Annotated in this window: 16 protein-coding genes; 11 read left to right on the top strand and 5 right to left on the bottom strand. The window is 69.9% G+C overall.

The features are described 5' to 3' along the window. Positions 1 to 26: 26 nt before the first annotated feature. Positions 27 to 956: a hypothetical protein gene (locus C3E87_RS03250; RefSeq protein WP_076059159.1), complete on the top strand. Its 930-nt coding sequence runs from the start codon at positions 27 to 29 to the stop codon at positions 954 to 956. Here the strand turns inward: C3E87_RS03250 and C3E87_RS03245 are convergent. After that, positions 931 to 1,569: a hypothetical protein gene (locus C3E87_RS03245; protein WP_076059157.1), complete on the bottom strand. Its 639-nt coding sequence runs from the start codon at positions 1,567 to 1,569 to the stop codon at positions 931 to 933. The two genes, C3E87_RS03250 and C3E87_RS03245, sit on opposite strands and share 26 nt — an antisense overlap. Positions 1,570 to 1,597: 28 nt before the next feature. After that, positions 1,598 to 2,497, bottom strand: coding sequence for a DUF4192 domain-containing protein (locus C3E87_RS03240; RefSeq protein WP_076059154.1), 900 nt, complete (start codon positions 2,495 to 2,497; stop codon positions 1,598 to 1,600). A gap of 113 nt (positions 2,498 to 2,610) precedes the next feature. On the opposite strand from C3E87_RS03240, the gene C3E87_RS03235 reads away from it, so the two are divergent. The 4 genes from C3E87_RS03235 (at position 2,611) to C3E87_RS03220 (ending at position 9,320) form a co-directional block, all read left to right on the top strand. Further along, positions 2,611 to 3,534, top strand: a complete 924-nt coding sequence (locus C3E87_RS03235) for a carbohydrate kinase (RefSeq protein WP_076059152.1) — start codon at positions 2,611 to 2,613, stop codon at positions 3,532 to 3,534. Between the two features lie 54 nt (positions 3,535 to 3,588). After that, positions 3,589 to 6,057: a leucine--tRNA ligase gene (leuS, locus tag C3E87_RS03230; RefSeq protein ID WP_076059150.1), complete on the top strand. Its 2,469-nt coding sequence runs from the start codon at positions 3,589 to 3,591 to the stop codon at positions 6,055 to 6,057. Positions 6,058 to 6,178: 121 nt separating this feature from the next. Further along, the gene (locus C3E87_RS03225; protein WP_143570866.1) at positions 6,179 to 6,994 is read left to right on the top strand and encodes a helix-hairpin-helix domain-containing protein; all 816 of its coding nucleotides are present in this window, start codon (positions 6,179 to 6,181) and stop codon (positions 6,992 to 6,994) included. Positions 6,995 to 7,016: 22 nt separating this feature from the next. After that, the gene (locus tag C3E87_RS03220; protein WP_158069035.1) at positions 7,017 to 9,320 is read left to right on the top strand and encodes a ComEC/Rec2 family competence protein; all 2,304 of its coding nucleotides are present in this window, start codon (positions 7,017 to 7,019) and stop codon (positions 9,318 to 9,320) included. 10 nt (positions 9,321 to 9,330) lie between these two features. Here C3E87_RS03220 and C3E87_RS03215 read toward each other — a convergent pair whose 3' ends face one another. Continuing rightward, positions 9,331 to 10,326: a Gfo/Idh/MocA family protein gene (locus C3E87_RS03215; RefSeq protein ID WP_076059148.1), complete on the bottom strand. Its 996-nt coding sequence runs from the start codon at positions 10,324 to 10,326 to the stop codon at positions 9,331 to 9,333. A gap of 97 nt (positions 10,327 to 10,423) precedes the next feature. Between C3E87_RS03215 and holA the strand changes: the two genes are divergently transcribed. Beyond that, the gene (gene holA, locus C3E87_RS03210) at positions 10,424 to 11,392 is read left to right on the top strand and encodes a DNA polymerase III subunit delta (RefSeq protein ID WP_076059146.1); all 969 of its coding nucleotides are present in this window, start codon (positions 10,424 to 10,426) and stop codon (positions 11,390 to 11,392) included. Between the two features lie 92 nt (positions 11,393 to 11,484). Here holA and rpsT read toward each other — a convergent pair whose 3' ends face one another. After that, complete coding sequence (gene rpsT / locus C3E87_RS03205) at positions 11,485 to 11,745, bottom strand: 30S ribosomal protein S20 (RefSeq protein ID WP_076059144.1); 261 nt, start codon at positions 11,743 to 11,745, stop codon at positions 11,485 to 11,487. A gap of 167 nt (positions 11,746 to 11,912) precedes the next feature. On the opposite strand from rpsT, the gene lepA reads away from it, so the two are divergent. Then, a complete protein-coding gene (gene lepA, locus C3E87_RS03200) occupies positions 11,913 to 13,742 on the top strand; it encodes a translation elongation factor 4 (protein ID WP_076059142.1) in 1,830 nt (609 codons plus the stop codon). Positions 13,743 to 13,790: 48 nt separating this feature from the next. Here lepA and hrpB read toward each other — a convergent pair whose 3' ends face one another. After that, positions 13,791 to 16,277, bottom strand: a complete 2,487-nt coding sequence (gene hrpB, locus C3E87_RS03195) for an ATP-dependent helicase HrpB (RefSeq protein ID WP_076059139.1) — start codon at positions 16,275 to 16,277, stop codon at positions 13,791 to 13,793. 35 nt (positions 16,278 to 16,312) lie between these two features. Between hrpB and hemW the strand changes: the two genes are divergently transcribed. Genes hemW through C3E87_RS03175 form a run of 4 tightly spaced genes read left to right on the top strand, consistent with a single transcriptional unit; the run spans position 16,313 to position 20,925 of the window. After that, positions 16,313 to 17,506 (top strand): radical SAM family heme chaperone HemW, encoded by a 1,194-nt coding sequence (gene hemW / locus C3E87_RS03190; protein WP_076059137.1) that lies wholly within the window; start codon positions 16,313 to 16,315, stop codon positions 17,504 to 17,506. 20 nt (positions 17,507 to 17,526) lie between these two features. Then, positions 17,527 to 18,552, top strand: a complete 1,026-nt coding sequence (locus C3E87_RS03185) for an ABC transporter substrate-binding protein (RefSeq protein WP_076059135.1) — start codon at positions 17,527 to 17,529, stop codon at positions 18,550 to 18,552. Beyond that, entirely contained in the window at positions 18,549 to 19,340 is a 792-nt protein-coding gene (locus tag C3E87_RS03180) for an ABC transporter ATP-binding protein (protein WP_076059133.1), read from the top strand. The genes C3E87_RS03185 and C3E87_RS03180 overlap by 4 nt, the downstream gene beginning before the upstream one ends. Before the next feature lie 4 nt (positions 19,341 to 19,344). Further along, complete coding sequence (locus C3E87_RS03175; RefSeq protein WP_076059130.1) at positions 19,345 to 20,925, top strand: ABC transporter permease; 1,581 nt, start codon at positions 19,345 to 19,347, stop codon at positions 20,923 to 20,925. Position 20,926 lies beyond the last annotated feature (1 nt).

Here is a 20,926-nt window from a genome sequence, read left to right as displayed (position 1 = left end):
GGTCTGACCCGACCGAAGGGACCCTCGTGATTTACCTGGCCATCGCCATGCAGGTGTGCGGCTCGTTCCTGTTCGCCAGCGGTGCCATCCTGCAGAGTCTGGGGGTCAAGAGCCAGTTCGACGCGGATGCGGTCACCTCCTCCAACAGGTTGTCGCTGAAGGGCCTGCTGAAGCTCTTCACCGTCCCGAAATGGGTCATCGGCCTGGGCCTGGTCTTCGCCGGCGCGGCGATCCACCTGACGGCCCTGACGTTCGCCCCGGTGTCGGTGGTGCAGCCGGTGGGCATCCTGGCCGTGCCGTGGTCGGTACTGCTCGCCTCGAAGATCCACAAGCACAAGATCAACGCCAAGCTGTGGGGCGCCGTCGGTGTGACGGTGCTGGGCGTGGTGGGCTTCACCATCTTCTCGTCGCAGTACGCGACGGGGGAGAAGCAGTTCAGCTTCCCGGCGATGCTGTGGTCCTTCGTGGTGGTCTGCGTGCTGTGCGCGGCCCTGTCCTTCTTCGCCACCCGGGCGGTGGCCTGGGCGAAGGCCATCCTGTGGTCCTCTGTGGGCGCCATCTTCTACGGTCTGGCCTCGGGCTTCATGAAAGCCGCGATGAACCTCATCCAGAAGCACGACCAGAGCTTCGGAAGCTGGCAGTTCCTGGCCACCGCCGCCATGATGCTGCTGTGCTACATCCTGGGCGCCTGGATGATCCAGCAGGGCTACGCCTCCGGCCCGGCCGAGATCACCGTCGGCACCATGACGACGGTGGACCCGTTCGTCGCCGTCGTGTTCGGCCTGGTGGTGCTCGGCGAGGGCATCGGGATGGGCGCCGGCCCGGTGCTGGGCATGATCGTGACCGGCGCCATCGCCGTCTCCGGTGTCACGCTGTTGTCGAAGGATCATCCCGACGCGGTGGAGGAACGCCTGCGCGCCCAGGCTGACTTCAGCCCTTCACCGGCAGAGCGTTGAGGGCCACCCGTCCGGAGGGCGTGGTCAACACGATGGTGGAATCCGCTCTCGGCATGATGAAGGTGACCGTGCCCTCATAGGGCTGGCCCTCCCGCGCGCTGAAGGCCCGCATGTCGACGGGGTCGTAGCTCAGCCTCGTCTCGTTCGTGAACGCGAAGATGGCGAAGGCGTAGTCGCCCTGCTCCACCTCGACGCGGATGCGCAGGTCCAGCTGGTCGCCGTTCCAGGAGTAGCCGACGATCTCGAAGATGCCGTCCCCGTTGCCCTCGAACGGGATGAAGTTGCCCGTGCGCTCAGGGCTGGGTTCTGCCGTGGCAGCCGCAGAGGGGCTGGCCCCGCTCTCCGGGGAGGCTGCTCCCAGGAACTGCATTCCCACGATGACGACCGCGATCACGGCCACCACGCCCAGCACGATGAAGAGTGTGGACCGGGGGCGCTTGGGAGGCTGGAGATCTTCGTACGACGGCGGCGCCGGCGGCTGCTGCCCGAACGGCTGCCGGGGGTCCCTGCCCTGTGCATCATGGAACTGCGTCGGGCGCCAGGACGGGTCCTGGCTCGCCCACGGTGAGTTGTTCCCGTTGCCCGGCGGCGGGGGCCACTGCGCGTTGCTCATGAGGGCAGCGTACTTGCCCGGGTGAAACCTATTCGTCCCATCTCTGGGGCGGGATGCCGTGCTGGTGGACGCTCGCCAGGAGCATCCCGATGGGATGGGTGGGGTTGAGGGTGGCCATCTGCTCGATGCACGCTGTGGCCTGCGCGCCGTGCCCGGACAACCATGAGGCGATGCCCAGCAGAGCGACCACCGTCGGCTGGGCGAAGCTCGGTGTCACGCGGCGGGCAGCGAGGAGGTTGTGCCAGATGACCTCCGCGGTGGACGTGTTCAGCCGGGTGGTCAGGGCAGCGGAGCGGTCCTCGTCATCCAGCAGGCAGGCGAGCATCAGGCCCTCCTGCACTTCCAACGGGGTCTGGGCTTCGGCCAGTGCCTCGAGACGGGCCAGGCCCTCGGTTTCGGAGAACCCGGCGATCTCGGCAAGGGCCCGGTCGACCTCGCTCTGAGCGGGCGGCTCCCACGTCTGGACCGGGGCCACCGCCTCCTCCCGCGAGGCGTAGATGCTCACGCCGTTGTAGACGGCGTGGGCGGCCACCGGGCTGGCGTCGAAGTCGTAGGCCACGGGCCCCTCATCGTCTGTGAGGGACCAGTAGTGCGAGCCGTCGGTCACCAGGGCCTCTGCCACCCGCTCGGCGCCGAGGACGTCTGCCAGTTCCATGACCGATGCCCAGGCCAGGTCCAGATCCTTCGAATAGCCGAGCAGGATGAACCTGACGCCGTCGATGTGGGAGGTGACGTTCAACATCTGGTCCGCCACCCGGTCGAAGTGGGTGCGGAACCATTTCGCCTCGAGGCGTGAGGAGAAGCTCACCACCTTCCCCTGCATCCCGAGCAGGACGACGGAGTCAGAGGGGTGGAAACCGAACATGAAAGACGGGAGGGCCAGCAGGTCGGCACGGGTGGTGCCGCGGAGGACAGGAAGCGTGTGCATGGCATCACTGTGGTCAGCGGGCTTCCGGGATCACCACGGACCCGCTTCCTTGTGGATAACCGAATGCTGAGGTCGGCGCGACGGCCCGGTGGCCGGTGGCGTAGATTGCGGCCATGCGTTTTGTGGTGTGTGGCGAAGCCCTCATTGATCTGATGCCGGAAGAACAGCTTTCCCCAGCCGAGAGCCGGTGGATCGCCCGGTCCGGTGGCGGCCCGTTCAACACGGCCACCGCACTGGCCAAGCTGGGGGAGGACGTCCACTTCCTGGGTCGCCTGAGTTCGGATTCCTTCGGTCGCCAACTGCGCAGCCACCTGCAGACGGCAGGGGTGCAACTGGACCTGGCGGTCCCCACCGATGAAGCGACGTCGGTTGCCGTGGTTTCCCTCGACGTGGAGGGGAAGGCCAGCTACTTCTTCCACTTCGACCAGACGTCGAACTTCAACTGGCGCTGGGACGAGTTCCCCACCGTCGCCCCGCAGGACTGGCTGCACTTCGGCTCCATCGGCTCGGTCATCGGCCCAGGCGCCAAGCACGTCCTCGACTTCGTGCGCGGCACCGAGGCGGCCGTCAGCTTCGACATCAATGTGCGCCCCTCCACGCTGCCTGACCGCGCCGAGTACTTCGGGCTGGTTTCAGACCTGATGACGGCCGTGGGGCGCAACGGGGGCATCGTCAAGGCCAGCGACGAGGACATCGCCTGGTTGGTCGACGACGACTCGGACCCGCTGGCCTACGCGGGAGCGTGGGCAGAGGAACACGACCTGGCCATGTTCATCGTCACGCTCGGCCCGGATGGGGCCGCCGCGGTCAAGCCGGACGGCAGAGTGGTACGCGTGCCGGGCCACTCCGTCGGCGTCATCGACACCGTGGGCGCGGGCGACACCTTCATGGCGGGTTTCCTCTCCGCCTACGCCCACCACCCCGACGACGTGGCCGGTGCCCTGGACAGGGGCACCGCCGCCGCCGCGATCGTCTGCACCCGCAAGGGCGCGCAGCCCCCGACCGCCGCCGAGGTGGATGCGTTCCTGGCGATATAGTGAGTCTCCGCGCCGTCTCGGCGCGGGAATTCGTTGTGCAATCAGGAGAGAGTCGTGAGCCAAGAGGCTGTGCAGTACGACAAGGTGCAGGCCCAGGAGAAGTGGCAGGCATTCTGGGAGGAGGACGAGACCTTCCGGCCGCTGGATGACGGCAGCCGCGAACGTCGCTACGTCCTGGACATGTTCCCGTACCCCTCCGGCGACCTCCACATGGGCCACGCCGAGGCTTATGCGATGGGCGATGTCGTCTCCCGCTACTGGCGGTTGCGCGGCTACGACGTCATGCACCCCATCGGCTGGGACTCGTTCGGGCTGCCCGCGGAGAACGCGGCCATCAAGGCAGATGCGCACCCCGCCACCTGGACGTACAACAACATCGAGACCCAGGTGCGCTCCTTCAAGCGCTACGGCCTGAGCCTCGACTGGTCACGGCGCCTCCACACCTCGGACGAGGAGTACTACCGCTGGACGCAGTGGCTGTTCAACCGCTTCTACGAGCGGGGACTCGCCTACCGCAAGGACTCCTTCGTCAACTGGTGCCCGCAGGACCAGACGGTGCTGGCCAACGAGCAGGTCATCGACGGCCGCTGCGAGCGCTGCAAGTCCGAGGTCACCAAGCGCAAGCTCAACCAGTGGTACTTCAAGACCACGGACTACGCCCAGGAACTCCTCGACGACATGTCGCTGCTCGAGGACGGCTGGCCGGATCACGTGCTGGCCATGCAGCGCAACTGGATCGGCCGATCCGAGGGCGCGCACGTCGACTTCACCGTCGAGGGTCGTGAGAAGCCCATCACCGTGTTCACGACGCGTCCGGACACGCTGTTCGGCGCGACGTTCATGGTGGTGGCCCCCGACGGCGAACTCGCCGCAGAGCTGGTGACCGACGAGCAGCGACCAGCGTTCGAGGCGTACGTCGAGCAGGTGAAGCGCACCACGGAGATCCAGCGCCAGTCCACGGAGAACGAGAAGAGCGGCGTGTGGCTCGGCGTCCACGCCATCAACCCTGTCAACGGCGAGCAGGTGCCGATCTGGGCCGCAGATTACGTGCTGGCCGATTACGGCACCGGCGCGATCATGGCCGTGCCGGCCCACGACCAGCGCGACCTCGATTTCGCGCGCAAGTTCGGGCTGCCGGTGCGCACCGTGCTCGATGTCGACGGCACCAACCCTGAAGAGACCGGCATCGCCACCGTCGGCGACGGGGCCTACCTCAACTCGGGCGTGCTGAACGGTCTCACGGACAAGGCCTCCGGCGTCGCCCGCATCACGGAGCAGCTTGAGGCCGAGGGCAGGGGAACCGGCACAGTCCAGTTCCGCCTGCGCGACTGGCTGCTGTCGCGCCAGCGCTTCTGGGGCTGCCCCATCCCGGTGATCCACTGCGAGAAGTGTGGCGAGGTACCGGTCCCCGACGAGCAGCTGCCGGTCCGGCTGCCGGATCTGCGCGGCTCCGCGTTGGCACCCAAGGGCACCTCTCCGCTGGCGTCGGCCACTGACTGGGTCAACACCGAGTGCCCCACCTGTGGTGGACCCGCGAAGCGCGACACCGACACGATGGACACGTTCGTCGACTCGTCCTGGTACTACTTCCGCTACTGCTCACCCGGATACACCGAGGGCCCCTTCAACCCTGAAGACGTGGCGAAGTGGATGCCGGTGGCGCAGTACGTGGGCGGCGTCGAGCACGCCATCCTGCACCTGCTGTACATGCGGTTCTTCTCGAAGGTGCTGCGCGACATGGGGCTGGTCTCGTTCGACGAGCCCATGCTGCGCCTGCTGAACCAGGGCCAGGTCATCAACGAGGGCAGGGCGATGAGCAAGTCGCTCGGCAACGGCGTCGACCTGGGTAAGCAGATCGACGAGTTCGGCGTGGACGCCGTGCGTCTCACGATGATCTTCGCCGGCCCGCCGGAGGACGACATCGACTGGGCCGAGGTCTCGCCGGGCTCCAGCCTGAAGTTCCTCCAGCGCGCGTACCGCCTGGCCGCAGACGTCGACTCCCAGCCGGGCGTCGACTTCACGCAGGGTGACCCGCAGCTGCGCAAGGCCACCCACAAGGCCATCACGGAGATCACCCAACTGCTCGACGGTGGCCGCTTCAACGTGGCTGTCGCGCGCACCATGGAGCTGGTCAACGCCACCCGCAAGACGATCGATTCCGGCGCCGGCGGCGCTGACCCCGCAGTGCGGGAGGCCGTCGAATTCGTCGCCCAGGCGCTGAGCGTCGTGTCGCCGTATGTGGCGGAGGAGATGTGGGAGCTGCTCGGCCAGCCCCCGTCGGTCGCCAACAGCGCCTGGCCCACGGCTGATCCCGCCCTCACCGTCGACGACACCGTCACGATGGTGGTCCAGATCCAGGGCAAGGTGCGCGGCAAGCTCGAGGTTCCGGCCGACATCACGGAGGAGGACGCCCTCGCTTCGGCCCTCGCCGACGATGCGGTCCAGCGCTCGCTGGCCGGCCGCGAGATCGTCAAGGTCATCGCCCGTCTGCCCAAGATGCTGAGCCTCGTCCCGGGCAAGTAGTTCCCACCCCTGACCCGGGCGCGCTGCGCCCGGGTCAGGGGGCTCGAGGCCTCTGGCAGTACTTGTCCACAGGGAGGACATCCCGTGGTGATTCGAACCTGGTTCTGACCACCATGGAGGTATGCAGCACACCGATGCGGAGGAGATGGCCCGCGCCCGGCTCGCCTACGTGAGCGCCGGCAGGCCCTCTCTTGGCGCGCCCCGGCGTGGCCTCCCCGAACCTCCGGTGCCGGAGCCTCCCCTCCTGTCGCCGCCGCTTCCGGCTGAGCGCACCTCACCCGCGTCAGCCGGGCCGACACCGGTGGCCACCACGAGCCGGGTGCCCACGTTGACCGTCAAGCACCTGGTGGTCGTCGCCGTGCTCCTCCTCTGCGGCGTGGGGGTGGCCGTCGCTGCTCTCGGTCGCAGTGCGGCGACGGAAGTGCCCATTGCGCCCGTCACGGTCAGCGCGGCCCCGGTGGAACCGTCGTCGCCCGCCCCGGTGAAGATGCTGCGGGTCCACGTTGCCGGAGCGGTCGCTGAGCCCGGCGTCGTCGAGCTGCCGGAGGGCACCATCGTCGAGGACGCCATCCTCGCAGCCGGTGGTCTGGCTGCCGACGCTGACCCGGCCGAACTCAACCTCGCCGCCCAGGTGTCCGACGGAATGCAGATCGTCATCGGTACCGTCGGGAAGCCCAAGGGCGACCTGGTGGGCGCCGAGCCTCCGCCCGCGGGGGCTGCTGGCGGTGCGGCGGCAGGGGGAGTGGTGGACCTGAACACGGCCACTGCTGGTGAGCTCGAGTCGCTTCCCGGAGTCGGCCCGGTGACCGCCGGCGCAATCATCGGCTGGCGTGACGAGCATGGGCCCTTCACTTCTGTGGAGGAACTGCAGGAGATCAGCGGCATCGGCCCGAAGACCTTCCAGAAGCTCCAGCCGCTGGTCACCATCGGCTCCTGACGGTGTGGAAGGGCTGGGGAGGGTGACTCATGACTGGCGGCTGGCTCCGCTGGCCCTGGCCACGTGGGGGGCGGCGTGGCTCGGCTCGTCCGGCTGGCGGCCCGAGCGGGAAGCAGTCATCGCGGCCTTCGTCGGTCTCCTTCTGCTGGCGGTGGTGGCCGTGCGCGGACGTCGCGCCTGGACAGCGATGATCATCGCGACCTTCACCGTGACCCTGCTGATGTCCGGGGTGCAGAGCTGGCAGCGGCACGCGTCGCCCGTTGCTGAGCTCGCTGCCGACGGGGCGATCGGTACGGTGCGGTTGAAGCTCCTTGCCGAGGCGCAGCCGGCTGAGGGCGTCGTGATCGGCCACGCCGAACTGATCTGGGCGGAGGCCAGGCAGAAGCGGGTGGAGTCGAAGGTGCCCGTCGTCATCCTCGCGAGCGGTGCGGTGTCCCAGGAGTTGCTGGGGCTGACCGCCGGCGGCACGTACGAGGTGCGTGCCCGACTGCGTGCCCCGGAGCCGGACGACGCCGCCGTTGCGGTCCTCAGCCTGCGTGAGATCGGCTCCGAAGTGACCGGGCCCGGCATCGTCGACAGAGCCGTCAACGCCATGCGGCAGGGGTTGCGCGACGCCGTGGCGCACTCGCCGCCCCGCCAGCGCGCGCTGGTCCCGTCCCTGGTGGTGGGTGACACTTCGGCAGTGGACGCGGCGATGCGTGACCAGTTCCAGGTCACCGCTCTGACGCACCTCATGGCGGTCTCGGGCGCCAACCTCACCTTGATGCTCAGCGTGGTTCTCGCCGCGGTGCGCGGGCTGGGTCTGCGGGGGTGGAGCGTACGGGTGGCAGCGCTCGGCGGAGTGGTGGCCTTCGTGTTGATCTGCGGCCAGGAGCCCTCGGTCTACCGCGCCGCGGCCATGGGGTTGGTGGCGTTGGCAGCGATCGGTGTGGGTGCGGGCCGGCGCACCATCCGCTCGCTCTGCGTGGCGGTGCTCATCCTGGTGTGGCTCGACCCGTGGATGGCGCGTTCCATCGGCTTCGCCCTGTCCGCCTCCGCCTGCGCCGGCATCGTCCTGCTGGGGCCCCTCTTCGTCGCGGCCATCTCGCGGTGGGCTCCCCGATGGGCGGCGGAAGCGCTTGCGGTGCCCCTCGCAGCCCAACTTGCCACGCAGCCGATCATCACGGCGCTGAGCGACCAGGTCTCGGTCGTCGGGGTCCTCACCAACGTGCTGGCCGGACCCTTCGTCGGCCCCACCACCGTCCTCGGCTTCGCCGCTGCACTGCTGTGCCCACTGCCATGGCTGGCGGCCGGCCCCGGCTGGCTGGCCGGCTGGTGCGCGCAGCCCATCCTGTGGCTCGCGGAATTCGGCTCGGCTCTGCCCACCGCATCCTGGACATGGAAGGGCTCGGCCCTGGGTGTCGCTCTGATCACGCTCGGCTCCGCCGCACTCGCCGTGGTGCTGCTGCGGGCCCTCCGCCACCGATGGGGCGGCGTCGGGTTCATCAGCCTCTTCGTGGCGCTGGCCCTCGTGCGGCCGGTGCCGCTGGGCTGGCCGGGCGAATGGCAGGCGGTCTTCTGCGACGTGGGCCAGGGCGACGCCACGGTTCTCAACGCCCGCGGAGGCGCGGCCGTCGTGATCGATGCCGGGCCGGAACCGCCGGCCACGGTGAGCTGCCTGGAGTCGCTGCAGGTCGAGGCCATCCCCCTACTGATCCTGACCCACTACCACGCGGACCATGTCGGGGGCGCGGAGGCGCTGATCGCCCGCTACCGGCCGTCACTGGTTCTGGTCCGCTCTGGTCCCCACCCACCGTGGCTGGAGGACATCGCGCGCGAAACCGGCACCGAGGTGCGCTCAGCGACGCCGGGCGAGGTGCTGGAGGTCGGCGACGTGACGTGGCGCACCGCGTCCGTGTGGGAACCCGCTGGGGCTGCCGTCGCGGAGGCCGAGGGGGAGGGTTCCGCGGAGAACGACGCCTCCGTCGTCGGGGTCGGCTCCAGCGGCTCCCTGCGGGTGCTGCTCGCGGGGGACGCGGAGCCGGCCGGTCAGGGTGTCGCGCTGCGGGCAGCGGCACAACTCGGCGTGGACCTCGAGGCGCACGTGCTGAAGCTGCCGCATCACGGCTCCTCCCGCCAGGAGCCGCGCTTCTTCGCGGCTTCCGGTGCGGCGCTGGCGGTGGCGAGCGCCGGGGAGGGCAACTCCTACGGTCACCCGAGCGTCAGCGCCATGGACCTGGCCCGCTCCCACGGGATGGAGATCGTCCGAACTGACACCCAGGGCTCCATCGCCGTGGCGTTGGTGGGGGAGAAGCTGACGATCCGGACCGCGGCGGGAGCGGGATGAGGGGGTTGCCCTAGACGGTGGTCTCCCGCGGCTCCAGGCCGGCGGCGCGGTACATGGCATCGATGGCCCGCATCATCGCCACCGAATCGTCTGGGCCGGTCAGCACCGGGGTGCCGTTGCGGACCGCGTCGACGAACACGGCCAACTGGGCCGCGTAACTCGTGGGCTGGGTGGGCACCTCCACGGTCGTCACTCCCGCGTCGTTGGTCAGCGTGAGGGTGTTGCCGTCCTGGGGTTTCACGAAGCCCTCCACCTGGATGACACCCTTCGTGCCGGTGATGATGCAGGTCTGGCGCTCCTCGTCCTCCAGCAGCGAGCTGGAGATGCGGCCCGTGACGCCGCCCGGGAACCTCAGTTCCGCGCTGAGTGCCTCGTCGAGCCGCGGATCGTCCGACGGCCTGGCTTCCGCGGAGACGACCTCCGGCTCTTCGCCCACCACGCTGCGCACGAAGTGGAGGCTGTAGCAGCCGAGATCCATCGTGGCGCCCCCCGCGAGGGACTGGTTGTAGCGGATGTTGGAGCGGTCCGGCAGATTGATGTCGAAGTGTGCCTCGGCCTCCACGAGGTCGCCGATGGCGCCGTCGGCGATGAGCTTCAGCGTCTCCGCCATGAGCCGGTGGTAGCGGTAGTGGAAGCCCTCCATGACGACGCGGTCGGAGCCTGCGGCCCGGCGGGCGACCTCCTCCGCCTCGTCGGCGTTCGACGCGAACGGCTTCTCCACCAGCACGTGCTTGCCGGCGTCCAACGCGGCCACGGTCCACTTGCCGTGCTCGGAGTTGGGCAGCGGGATGTAGACCGCATCGACGTTGGGATCTGCCAGCAGCGCCTCGTACGAGTCATGCACGTGCCCGATGTGGTGTTCGGCGGCGAAGCTCTCAGCCCGGCCCCGGTCGCGGGCTGCGACGGCGTACAACTCGACGTCGCGATTCGCCTGGGCCGGTGTGATCAGGGCCTGGGGCGTGATGCCGGCGGCACCGAAGATACCGAAGCGGACGGGCTGATTCATGGAAGAACTCCTCACTGAGCGGAACAGACCCGAGTCTAGTGATGACGACGAGCTCCGCACCGCGACAATGTCGCACGAGCCTGGCAGGATCAGAGGCATGACTTCGTCCCCGTTCGGCACGGCCATCCTCATCTCCGGTCCGGAACAGCTGCTGGCGCAGCGCGCCGTGGCCGAGATCAGGTCCAGGGCGTTGGCCGCGCATCCTGAGGCGGGGATCAACGAGATCCACGCCACGGAGCTTGAGGATTCCATGCTCTCGGAGGTGATCGGCGGCTCGCTCTTCTCCAGCCACACGCTGGCGGTGATCGACGACGTGGGCTCCACCCCGGCGTCGGTGGTGGACCAGCTGGTGGCCGCCGCGTCCAACCCGCCGGAGGAACTCTGCCTCATCCTGCTGCACCCCGGCGGTGTGAAGGGCAAGGGCCTCATCGACAAGTTGAAGAAGGCCAAGGTGCCGGTGGAGACGGTAGCGGCCCTCAAGCCCTGGGAAGTGCCCGGTTTCGTCGCGGCGGAAGCCAAGCGGCAGCGCATCCGGATGCAGGCTGATGCGGCCGAGGAACTGGTGGCGGCCGTGGGCCATGACCTGCGGGCCCTGGCCTCGGCCATCGATCAACTCATCGCTGATTCGGGTGCCAACGAGATCGACGCGGCCCTGGTGCGCCGCTACTTCGCGGGCCGGGCAGAGGTCTCCGGTTTCGCGGTGGCCGATGCGGTGGTCGCCGGCAACGCCACCCTCGCCATGGAGCGGTTGCGCTGGGCGCTGGAGACCGGCGTGGCACCTGTGCTGATCACCAGTGCGGTGGCCAGTTCGTTCCGCGGGTTGGCGAAGTATCTCGATGCGCAGAACAGCCGGCTGCGCGGCGCAGACCTGGCCCGCGAGATCGGGGTGCCCCCGTTCAAGCTCAAGGATTACGCCAGGGCGTCGAACACCTGGCAGGTGGGTGGGGTGGCGGAGGCCATCCGGCTCATCGCCCGCGGTGACGCGGAGGTCAAGGGCGCCGCCACGGACGCTGCGTTCGCGCTCGAGCGCATGGTGTTGGGCGTGCTGCAGCAGCGTCGTCGCTGACGCTGCACCGCCTCAGGGTACGCAAAACAGCGCCTTGACGACCGAGGGCCAAGGCGCTGTTGAGGAATCAAACAGCAGCTAGAAGTGCTGGATCAGATGGCGTTGACGGCAGTCGCGATGCGCGACTTGCGGTTGGCAGCCTGGTTCTTGTGGATGACGCCCTTGCTCACGGCGCGGTCGAGCGCGCGGTTGGCCACGACGAGGAGCTCGGCAGCCTTCTCAGACTCGCCCTCGGTGACGGCGGAGCGGACGTTGCGGAGGTGGGTGCGCAGTTCGGACTTGACCGCCTTGTTACGGAGACGGGAGATCTCGTTGGTCTTGTTGCGCTTGATCTGGGACTTGATATTCGCCACGGGGCAGGCCTCTTTACGGATTAAAGGGGGGTGTACTCGGTCATGCGTTTGCACGCGACGCTCAACCCTACCTGAGTTCTGCGGCGCGGGCCAAATCGGTCGCATTGTTCAACGTCCCGCACTCCGTGAGATGATGGCCTGTCTCTGTCCACCAACGAGGAATGTTGATGCCCGCACCCCGACCAGGCAAGACCGATCCGGCAATCATCCGGAACTTCTGCATCATCGCGCACATCGACCACGGCAAGTCCACCTTGGCCGACCGCATGCTGCAGCTGACCAAGGTCGTCGACGGCCGGCAGATGCGGGCCCAGTACCTCGACCGCATGGACATCGAGCGCGAGCGCGGCATCACCATCAAGTCGCAGGCCGTGCGCATGCCGTGGACGAAGAATGGTGAGGAGTACATCCTCAACATGATCGACACCCCTGGCCACGTGGACTTCACCTACGAAGTCTCGCGGTCGCTGGCCGCCTGCGAGGGCGCCATCCTGTTGGTCGACGCCGCCCAAGGCATCGAGGCGCAGACGCTGGCCAACCTGTACCTGGCCATCGAGGCGGACCTGCAGGTCATCCCGGTGCTGAACAAGATCGACCTGCCCAACGCCAACCCGGAGAAGTACGCCGCGGAGATCGCCGGCATCATCGGCTGTGACCCCTCTGACGTGCTCATGGTTTCCGGCAAGACCGGTGTGGGCGTGCCCGAGCTCCTCGACGCGGTCGTCGAGTTGATCCCCGCCCCCGTCGGCGACCCCGACGCTCCTGCGCGGGCCCTCATCTTCGACTCGGTCTACGACACCTACCGCGGTGTGGTGACCTACGTCCGGGTGGTCGACGGCGAACTCGGCTTCCGTCAACGCATCCGCATGATGTCCACCCTGGGCACCCACGAACTGCTCGAGGTGGGCGTCATCTCGCCGGATCCCGTGAAGTCGGACGCCATCGGCGTCGGTGAGGTGGGCTACCTCATCACGGGCGTGAAGGACGTGCGCCAATCCCGCGTCGGCGACACCGTGACGCTCGAGGCGCGGCCCGCCACCCAGGACCTGGGCGGCTACCGGCACCCCAACCCCATGGTCTACGCCGGTCTCTACCCGGTGGACGGCGACGAGTTCAACGAACTGCGCGAGGCCCTGGAGAAGCTCCAACTCAACGACGCGGCCCTCACCTACGAGCCCGAAACCTCCGGCGCGCTCGGCTTTGGTTTCCGCATCGGCTTCCTGGGCCTGCTGCACATGGAGATCGTCCGCGAACGGCTGGAGCGCGAGTTCAACCTCTCGCTCATCTCGACCGCCCCCAACGTGGTCTACCGCGTGGTGATGGAGGACGGGTCCGAGCACACCGTGACCAACCCCTCCGAATACCCCACGGGCAAGATCGCCGACGTCTACGAGCCGGTGGTGCGCGGCACCATCCTCACCCCGGCCGAGTACCTGGGCACCATCATCGAGCTGTGCCAGAACCGACGGGGGGTCCAACTGGGCCTCGACTACCTCAGCGAGGACCGCGTCGAACTGCGCTACAAGCTGCCCCTGGCCGAGATCGTCTTCGACTTCTTCGACGCCTTGAAGTCACGCACCAAGGGCTACGCGTCCCTCGACTACGACCCCGCCGGCGAGGAGACCTCCGAACTGGTGAAGGTCGACATCCTGCTGCACGGCGACCCGGTGGACGCCTTCTCGGCGATCGTGCACAAGGACAAGGCGTACACCTACGGCCTGGCCATGGTGGCCAAGCTCAAGGAACTCATCCCGAGGCAGCAGTTCGAGGTGCCCATCCAGGCCGCCATCGGCTCGCGCGTCATCGCCCGTGAAACCATCCGCGCCATCCGCAAGGACGTCCTGGCCAAGTGCTACGGCGGCGACATCTCGCGCAAGCGCAAGCTGCTCGAGAAGCAGAAGGAAGGCAAGAAGCGGATGAAGATGGTGGGTCGCGTCGAGGTCCCCCAGGAGGCATTCGTCGCCGCACTGTCCACCGGGGAATCCAGCGCCAAATAAGCCCGCGCCCTGAGGGTTCGCGGAGAACGAGTGAACCTCACTCACCCGTCAGCTGCGCCGCTTCGTACGCGACGTGGCCTGGGCGGTCCACGGATCCTCCGGCCACGGGTGCTTGGGGTACCGGCCCCGCATCTCACCGCGCACCTGCGCGTAGGGGCCGGACCAGAACGACGCCAGGTCGTCGGTGACCGCCAGCGGCCTGCCGGCGGGGGACAGCAGATGGAACAGGACGCGGGCCCGGCCTGCCGCGATCGTGGGCGACTCCGCCAACCCGAAGCACTCCTGGAGCTTCACCGCGCAGACCACCGCCGCGTCGTCGTCGTGGGCCGGGTAGTCCAACCGGATGGTGGAGCCGCTCGGCACGGCGAGCCGCTCGGGAGCGAGTTCGTCGAGGCGGGTGGCTTCCCGCCACGGCACCAGCCGGCGCAGCGGGGCGGTGAGGCTGATCCCCGAGAGGCGACCGGTGCGGGCGGCGTCGGCCAGTTCGAGGCCGAGCCATTCGTCGAGGCGGGTCAGCAGCGCCGCGTCCGACACGTCGGGCCACGCTGCGCCCAACCGCCGGTGGAGGAAGGCGAGGCGCCGCCGGAGCCGGTCTGCGGTCTCCGACCAGCCGATGACAGCCAGCCCCTTCTCCTCGATCACCTGCCGCACGGCCTCGGGCCCCAACTCTCCGGCGGACACCGGCGTGGACGTGAGTTCGATCGCGCCGAGCGCTGTCACCCTGCGGGCCCTCAGCCGGCCGTCGACCAGCGTGCCGCGCACTTCGTCCAGCAGCAGGTGGGCGGCCGCCGCCCGCGCGGTCCGCTCGTCGATCGGCGCCCCGGACCGGACGACAGCACCAGTGCCCGCCGCGCTGGCGCCGGCGGCGCGCGTGACCTCGGCCACGGCCAACCATTCCTGCTCCGCCAGTTCCCGTGGCGCGGCCGCGCGTGTGCCGGAGGCCAGCAGATGCGAGGCGCCCGCCTTGCGGGCGACACGCTCGGGGTAGGCCAACACGACCACCGCCCCCGGGAGACCACCGGAGCCCGGCGTGGCGTCGACCAGCCGCTCCAGGCGGTCCGCCTCTGCCCGCCAGCGCCGCGACTCCGGCGCCTCCCCGCGCCGCAGCCCTCGGAGCGCGACGGTGAGGTCACCGCCCAGGTCGAGTGCGACGGCCGCCACCATTTCGGCGGCAACCCGGCTCCCGACCTGGGGCGCGCCGTCCACCAGCGCCCGCGCCCATCGCGGCGCGGCGGGAATGTCGGCCAGCCTGCGCCCGTGCGCGGTGACCCGGCCGTCGTCGTCCACGGCGCCGAGCGAGCGCAACACGTGCTCGTCCTCCGCCACCGCGAGGGCCGGGAAGGCGCTGGGCAGCGACAACGCCTCGCCACGGGGCGCACCCCAGGCCGCGAGCGTCAGGAGGGCTCCGGTGAGGTCCGAGGTCTGCGACTCCGGCGTGACCTGGGCCCGTAGCCCCGTGTAGGTCCGCTCGTCGTAACAGCGCCACACCACGCCCGGCCCCTGGCGCGCGGCCCGCCCGGCACGCTGGTCCGCCGACGACCTCGCGCAGCGCACCGTGACCAGTCCCGACATGCCACGGCCGGAATCGCGTCGGGGCTCCCGGGAGAGGCCCGCATCGACCACCGCGCGCACGCTGTTGACCGTCAACGACGACTCGGCCAGGTTCGTCGACACCACCACCCGGGGCCGATCCCCGGGCCCGCGGCCCGCCACCGCGCGGTCCTGTTCCCGGGCCCCCGCCTGCCCGTGCAGTTCCAGCACCTCCGCGGCCACCCGGCCGCGCAACGCTTCCGCGACGGTGCGCACCTCCCACACCCCGGGGAGGAAGACCAGGAGGTCGCCGTCGGCGGGCAGCTCGGCGAAGGCCCGCTCGGCGGTGCCCGCCACGTGCCCCAGGAAGTCCCGCGACGTCCCCCGCGAGTCGAGCGGCATCGGCCCGGCGGCCCACCGCACCTCCAGCGGATGCAGCACCGCGGGCACACCGACCACCGGAGCCGGCGACCCGCCGCCCAACAGCGAGGCCAGCCCGGCGGCGTCGAGGGTCGCCGACATCGCCACGACGGCGAGGTCCTCGCGCAGCTCCCGCACCTCCGCAAGGAGGCCCGTCAAGAGGTCCGTGTCGAGGCCGCGCTCGTGCACCTCGTCGAGGATCACCGCGCCCACTCCTTCGAGGGAGGGATCCCGCAGCAGGCGGCGCAGCAACACGCCCGGCGTGACCATCTCCACGCGTGTGGCAGGCGACACCTTCCGCTCGCCGCGCACCGTGAAGCCCGCCACCTCGCCCACCGCGGTGGCCGTCAGCGAGGCCAAGCGCCGCGCGGCCGCCCGGGCCGCCACCCGACGGGGCTGGGTGACCACCACGCGTCCCCGCACACAGCCGGCCACGACGGCGGGCGCCAGCGTCGTCTTGCCGGTGCCGGGTGGTGCCTCCACGACGGCGACCCCACGCGTCGTGACCGCCTCGCGGAGGTCGTCGGCAGCCGCGGCGAAGGGCAGCCCGCAGCCGTCGGCGACGAGTTGGGCGAGAGTTGGCACGGGCCCAACCTAGCGGGGCCGCCTAAGCTGTAGCGGTGGCACAGCTTCCTGACGGCGACCAGGCTCCGGCCGACGGTTCGCTCCCCGCATCCGCACTGGCATCCACCGCGCCCCTGTCGCTGTACGTCCACGTGCCGTTCTGCCGCACCCGCTGCGGCTACTGCGACTTCAACACCTACACCGCCAGCGAGCTGGGCGACCTGTCACCGGACACCTACCTGGGCGCCGCGCACGCCGAACTCGCCCTGGCCCAGCGCATCCTGGGCGATTCCCGGCCCGTCCAGACCGTCTTCTTCGGCGGCGGCACCCCCACCATGCTGCCCGCTGAGGCGCTGACCGGCCTGCTCCGCGCCATCGACGACAGGTTCGGGCTCGCGCCGGACGCCGAGGTGACCACCGAGGCCAACCCCGACACGCTCAGTCCCGCCTACCTGGAGACCCTCCGCGCGGGCGGCTTCACCCGCCTCTCGCTCGGCTTCCAGTCCGTGGTGCCCCACGTGCTGCAGGTGCTGCAGCGCACCCACACCCCCCGTCGGGGCCTGGACGCCGCCCACTGGGCACGCGACGCCGGCTTCGACCACATCTCGCTGGACCTCATCTACGGCACCCCGGGCGAGTCCATGGACGACTGGCGCGCCAGCCTCGACGCGGTGACCGCCACCCCTGTAGACCACGTCAGCGCCTACTCGCTGATCGTGGAGGAGGGCACCCGCCTGGCGATGCAGGTGCGCCGCGGCGACATCCCGATGCCCGATGACGACGACCTGGCGGACAAGTACCTGGTGGCCGACGAGACCCTCACCGCGCTGGGCCTGGCCAACTATGAGGTGAGCAACTGGGCGCGCCCGGGCGGCGAGTGTCGCCACAACCTCGCCTACTGGAGGGGCGCCGACTGGTGGGGCATCGGCCCCGGTGCCCATTCGCACGTGGGGGGAGTCAGGTTCTGGAACCGCAAGCACCCGCGCAGCTACGCGGCGTCGCTGACGGCGGGGGAGTCGCCTGCGCTCGCCCGCGAGGTGCTGACCGACGAGGACCGCCGCGTCGAGCGGGTCCTCCTCGAACTGCGGCTGGCGGGGGGCCTGCCCCTGGACGTGTTGCGACCCAGCGAACTGGCGCGCGTGTCTGCCGTAGTCGCCGCGAACCTGGCGACTGACGACGGCGCCAGGCTACGGTTGACCCAGGCGGGCCGCCTCCTGGCCGATGGCGTGATCCGCGACCTGCTGGACTGAGGCCCGTCAAGGAGGACGCCATGACCTTTCCCATCATCAGGCGCCGCACGCTGCTGGGCGCCTTCGGCGCCGTCACGGTGGCCGGCGCCGTGGGCTGTGGAGGGGACGAACCCGCCGCGGGCAGCCTGGAGGAGGTCGTCTACCAGCTCTCCTGGACCCACTCCGTGCAGTTCGGGGGGACCTACCTCGCCCGCGAGCGCGGCCTGTTCGAGGCCGAAGGGCTCAACGTGCAGCTCGCTGCGGGTGGCCCCAACGTCGCGGGAGACGCCAACACCGTCAGCGGCGGCAGCCTCGTCAACATTTCGGCAGCCGACGGTGTGGCGAGATCCAATGCGGAGGGCGCGGACCTCGTGATCGTCGGCGCGCAGTACCAGAAGTTCCCGGGCACCATCCTGTCCCTGGCGACGGCCCCGTTGAAGCGGCCGGAGGACCTCGTCGGCGCACGGATCGGCGTTGCCGGGGCCGACACCCCGGGCTTGAACTCCTTCCTCACCACCAACGGGCTCACGCCTGATCAGGTGGAGTTCGTGCCCAGCCAGTACGACCCCGCTGTGCTGACGGCCAACCAGGTCGACGGGCTCTTCTGCTTCTACAACGACCTCCCTGTCGCCCTCGCGGTGCAAGGAGTGGAGGGCCATTCGATGTTGCTGGCCGACTTCGGCTACAACCCCATGAGCCAGACCTACACCGTGCTGCGCTCCAACCTGGAGGATCCCGAGAAGCGCGATCAGATCCTGCGCCTGCTCCGGGCCGACTTCCAGGGCTGGCAGCTGTACCGCGACGACCCGCAGGCCGCGGCGGAACTCACCGTCAAGGCCTACCCCGATGCCGGCCTGGACCTGGAGACCCAGCGCAAGCAGGCGGAGGTCCAACTGGACATCATGTTCTCCGAGGCCACCGACGAATCGGGCTTCGGCTGGTTCTCGGACGAGCAGATCACCGACAACCTCGCCCTTTTCGACAGCCTCGGCATCGAGGGGGCCACCGCAGAGCTCTGGGACCGTTCCCTGCTTGAGGATATCTACGAGGACGGGCCCACGGCGTGAGCGTAGAACCCGCACTGGCGGCACCGCAGGTGACCTGCCGGGCGGTGTGCAAGACGTTCCACACCGCGCGCGGGGAACTGGTGGCCCTCGGCGCCACCGACCTCACGCTCGCCGCCGGCACCGTCACCGCTCTGGTCGGCCCCTCCGGCTGCGGGAAGTCCACGCTGCTGCGCATCCTCGGCGGCCTGGAGCAGCCGGACCCGGGCGGTGCGGTGCTGGTGGGCGAGGAAGCCCCCCAACAGATCCGACGGCGGGGTGAGCTCGCCATCGCCTTCCAGGACGCGTCCCTCCTGCCCTGGCGCACGGCAGCGGGCAACGTCGCCCTCGCCCGGAAGCTCGCCCGTCAACCCGCAGACCCCGAACGCGTGCTGGCGCTGCTGCGGATGGTGGGTCTCGAAGGGTTCGAGCACTCCCGGCCCGCGCAGCTGTCCGGCGGCATGCGTCAGCGCGCCGCCATCGCCAGGTGCCTCATCACCGAGCCGCGGCTCCTCCTCCTCGACGAGCCGTTCGGCGCCGTCGACGAGCTCACGCGGCGCCGGCTCAACATCGAACTGCCGCCGCTGTGGTCAGACACCGGCACCACCACGCTGCTCGTGACGCATTCCGTCACGGAGGCAGTGCTGCTGGCGGATCGGGTCCTCGTCATGTCACCGCGCCCCGGCTCCATCGTCGCCGACCTCACCGTCGACCTCGCCCGGCCCCGGACTGCGGAACAACTGCGCTCTGACCGCTTCCGCGAACTCGTGGAGGAGATCGGCGCCCTGCTGTCGGTCGACGGAGAGGCCTGAGGTCGTGGCGGACCGAGGCCGGCCGGCTGCCCTCGCCCGTCGGGTGCTGATCGGGGTGGCCGTGGTGGCCGCGTGGGAGCTGCTCGCGCGCACGCTGTTGGCCGGCCGGCACCTCCTGGGCGCCCCGTCGGGCATCGTCGGGAAGCTGGTGGCCAACGCCGGCGTCTACGGACGCGGGCTGCTCTACACGTCGGGAGAGGCGCTGTGGGGCTACCTCCTCGGCAACGGCGCCGCTGTGCTGCTGGCGCTGCTGGTGGTGCTGCTCCCGTGGTCCGAGCGGCTCGTGCTGCGACTGGCGCTGGTGGTCTACTGCCTCCCGCTGGTGGCGCTGGGGCCGCTGCTGCGCCTGGTGTTCGGGCTGAACGACGGCCCCCAGATCACGCTGGCGGCCCTGGCCGTCTACTACCTGACGCTGGTCCCGTTGCTGGTGGGGCTCCGTGCGCTGCCGAGCGCCTGGCTCGACCTGACCGCCACCTACGGCCGAGGCCGATGGGTGACGCTGGTGACCGTGCGTGCCCGGGCCGCGTTGCCGTACCTCATGGCGGGGCTGCAGACGTCTGTGCCCGCGGCGTTCCTCGGTGCACTGGTGGGCGAGTTCACCGGGGCCGAGCGCGGTGTCGGCGTCCTGTCCATCCTGGCGCTGCGCAGCCTGGACACCGACGGCCTCTGGGCCCTGATGCTCCTGGCCACGGCCGTGTCCCTGCTGGGGTACCAGGCGGTGGCGGCCCTGGCCCGGCGGATCGCGCCGGAGACGCCGCCCGTCCTGCTCGCGCCGTCGAACGCGAGCCCCCGCCCCGGGTGGCGCCGGGCGCTGGAGTCGACAGGGGGAGCCCTGGTGGCCGCGGTGCTGGTGATCGGCGGGTGGGCGGCCGGCTTCGCTGCCGTGGGGCTCAATCCCTACTTCGCGAAGCGGCCCTGGCACGTGTGGGAGTGGCTGGTGGCCGGCCCGGAGGCCCCTGCCAACAGGGCCGGGCTGCTCGACGCCGTGGCGGAGACGGCGACTGTCGCGGTGCCCGGCTACTTCGCCGGCCTCGCCGCCGGGGTGTTGTTGGCCGCGGTCTTCTCGCTGTCGGACCGTACCCGCGAGGCGCTGACCCCCGTCGCCGTGGCGTTGCGGTGCGTGCCCATCATCGCCATCGCGCCCCTGCTGGTGGCAGCGCTCGGCCGCGGTGCCTTCGGCACTGCCGTGGTGGTGGCCATCATGACGTTCTTCCCGACGATGGTGGCGTGCCTCTACGGCCTCAGCCAGCTGCCGGGACAGGTGGCCGATGTCTTCGCCACGTTCGACAGTTCCCCTGGGCGCACCCTGTGGCTCGGACGACTCCCCGCCATGGCGCCGGCCTTCTTCGCCTCGGCCCGGATCGCCGCCCCCACCGCGCTGCTGGCGGCGACGGTGGCGGAATGGCTGGCCACGGGCTCGGGGCTGGGCAACCGGATGGCGGTGGACGCGGCCACTAGCCAGTACACGTCGCTGTGGGCCACCGTCGTGGTGGTGACCGTGCTCGGCCTGCTCGCCTACACGGTGGTCGAATTCGTCGAAGCGCGGGTGCTCGCGCGCGTCGCGCCCGAGCAACTGCGCTGGTAGG

Source organism: Tessaracoccus sp. ZS01, assembly GCF_022342445.1.
Taxonomy (GTDB): domain Bacteria; phylum Actinomycetota; class Actinomycetes; order Propionibacteriales; family Propionibacteriaceae; genus Arachnia.
The sequence above is the reverse complement of the archived record's forward strand: the minus strand, read 5'-3'. Positions and strand labels throughout refer to the sequence as shown.

Excerpts from the sequence above, each read along its gene's own strand:
- C3E87_RS03245 (WP_076059157.1), bottom strand. The coding sequence starts at position 1,569 with ATGAGCAACGCGCAGTGGCCCCCGCCGCCGGGCAACGGGAACAACTCA.
- C3E87_RS03240 (WP_076059154.1), bottom strand. The coding sequence starts at position 2,497 with ATGCACACGCTTCCTGTCCTCCGCGGCACCACCCGTGCCGACCTGCTG.
- C3E87_RS03235 (WP_076059152.1), top strand. The coding sequence starts at position 2,611 with ATGCGTTTTGTGGTGTGTGGCGAAGCCCTCATTGATCTGATGCCGGAA.
- C3E87_RS03225 (WP_143570866.1), top strand. The coding sequence starts at position 6,179 with ATGCAGCACACCGATGCGGAGGAGATGGCCCGCGCCCGGCTCGCCTAC.
- C3E87_RS03215 (WP_076059148.1), bottom strand. The coding sequence starts at position 10,326 with ATGAATCAGCCCGTCCGCTTCGGTATCTTCGGTGCCGCCGGCATCACG.
- holA (WP_076059146.1), top strand. The coding sequence starts at position 10,424 with ATGACTTCGTCCCCGTTCGGCACGGCCATCCTCATCTCCGGTCCGGAA.
- lepA (WP_076059142.1), top strand. The coding sequence starts at position 11,913 with ATGCCCGCACCCCGACCAGGCAAGACCGATCCGGCAATCATCCGGAAC.
- C3E87_RS03185 (WP_076059135.1), top strand. The coding sequence starts at position 17,527 with ATGACCTTTCCCATCATCAGGCGCCGCACGCTGCTGGGCGCCTTCGGC.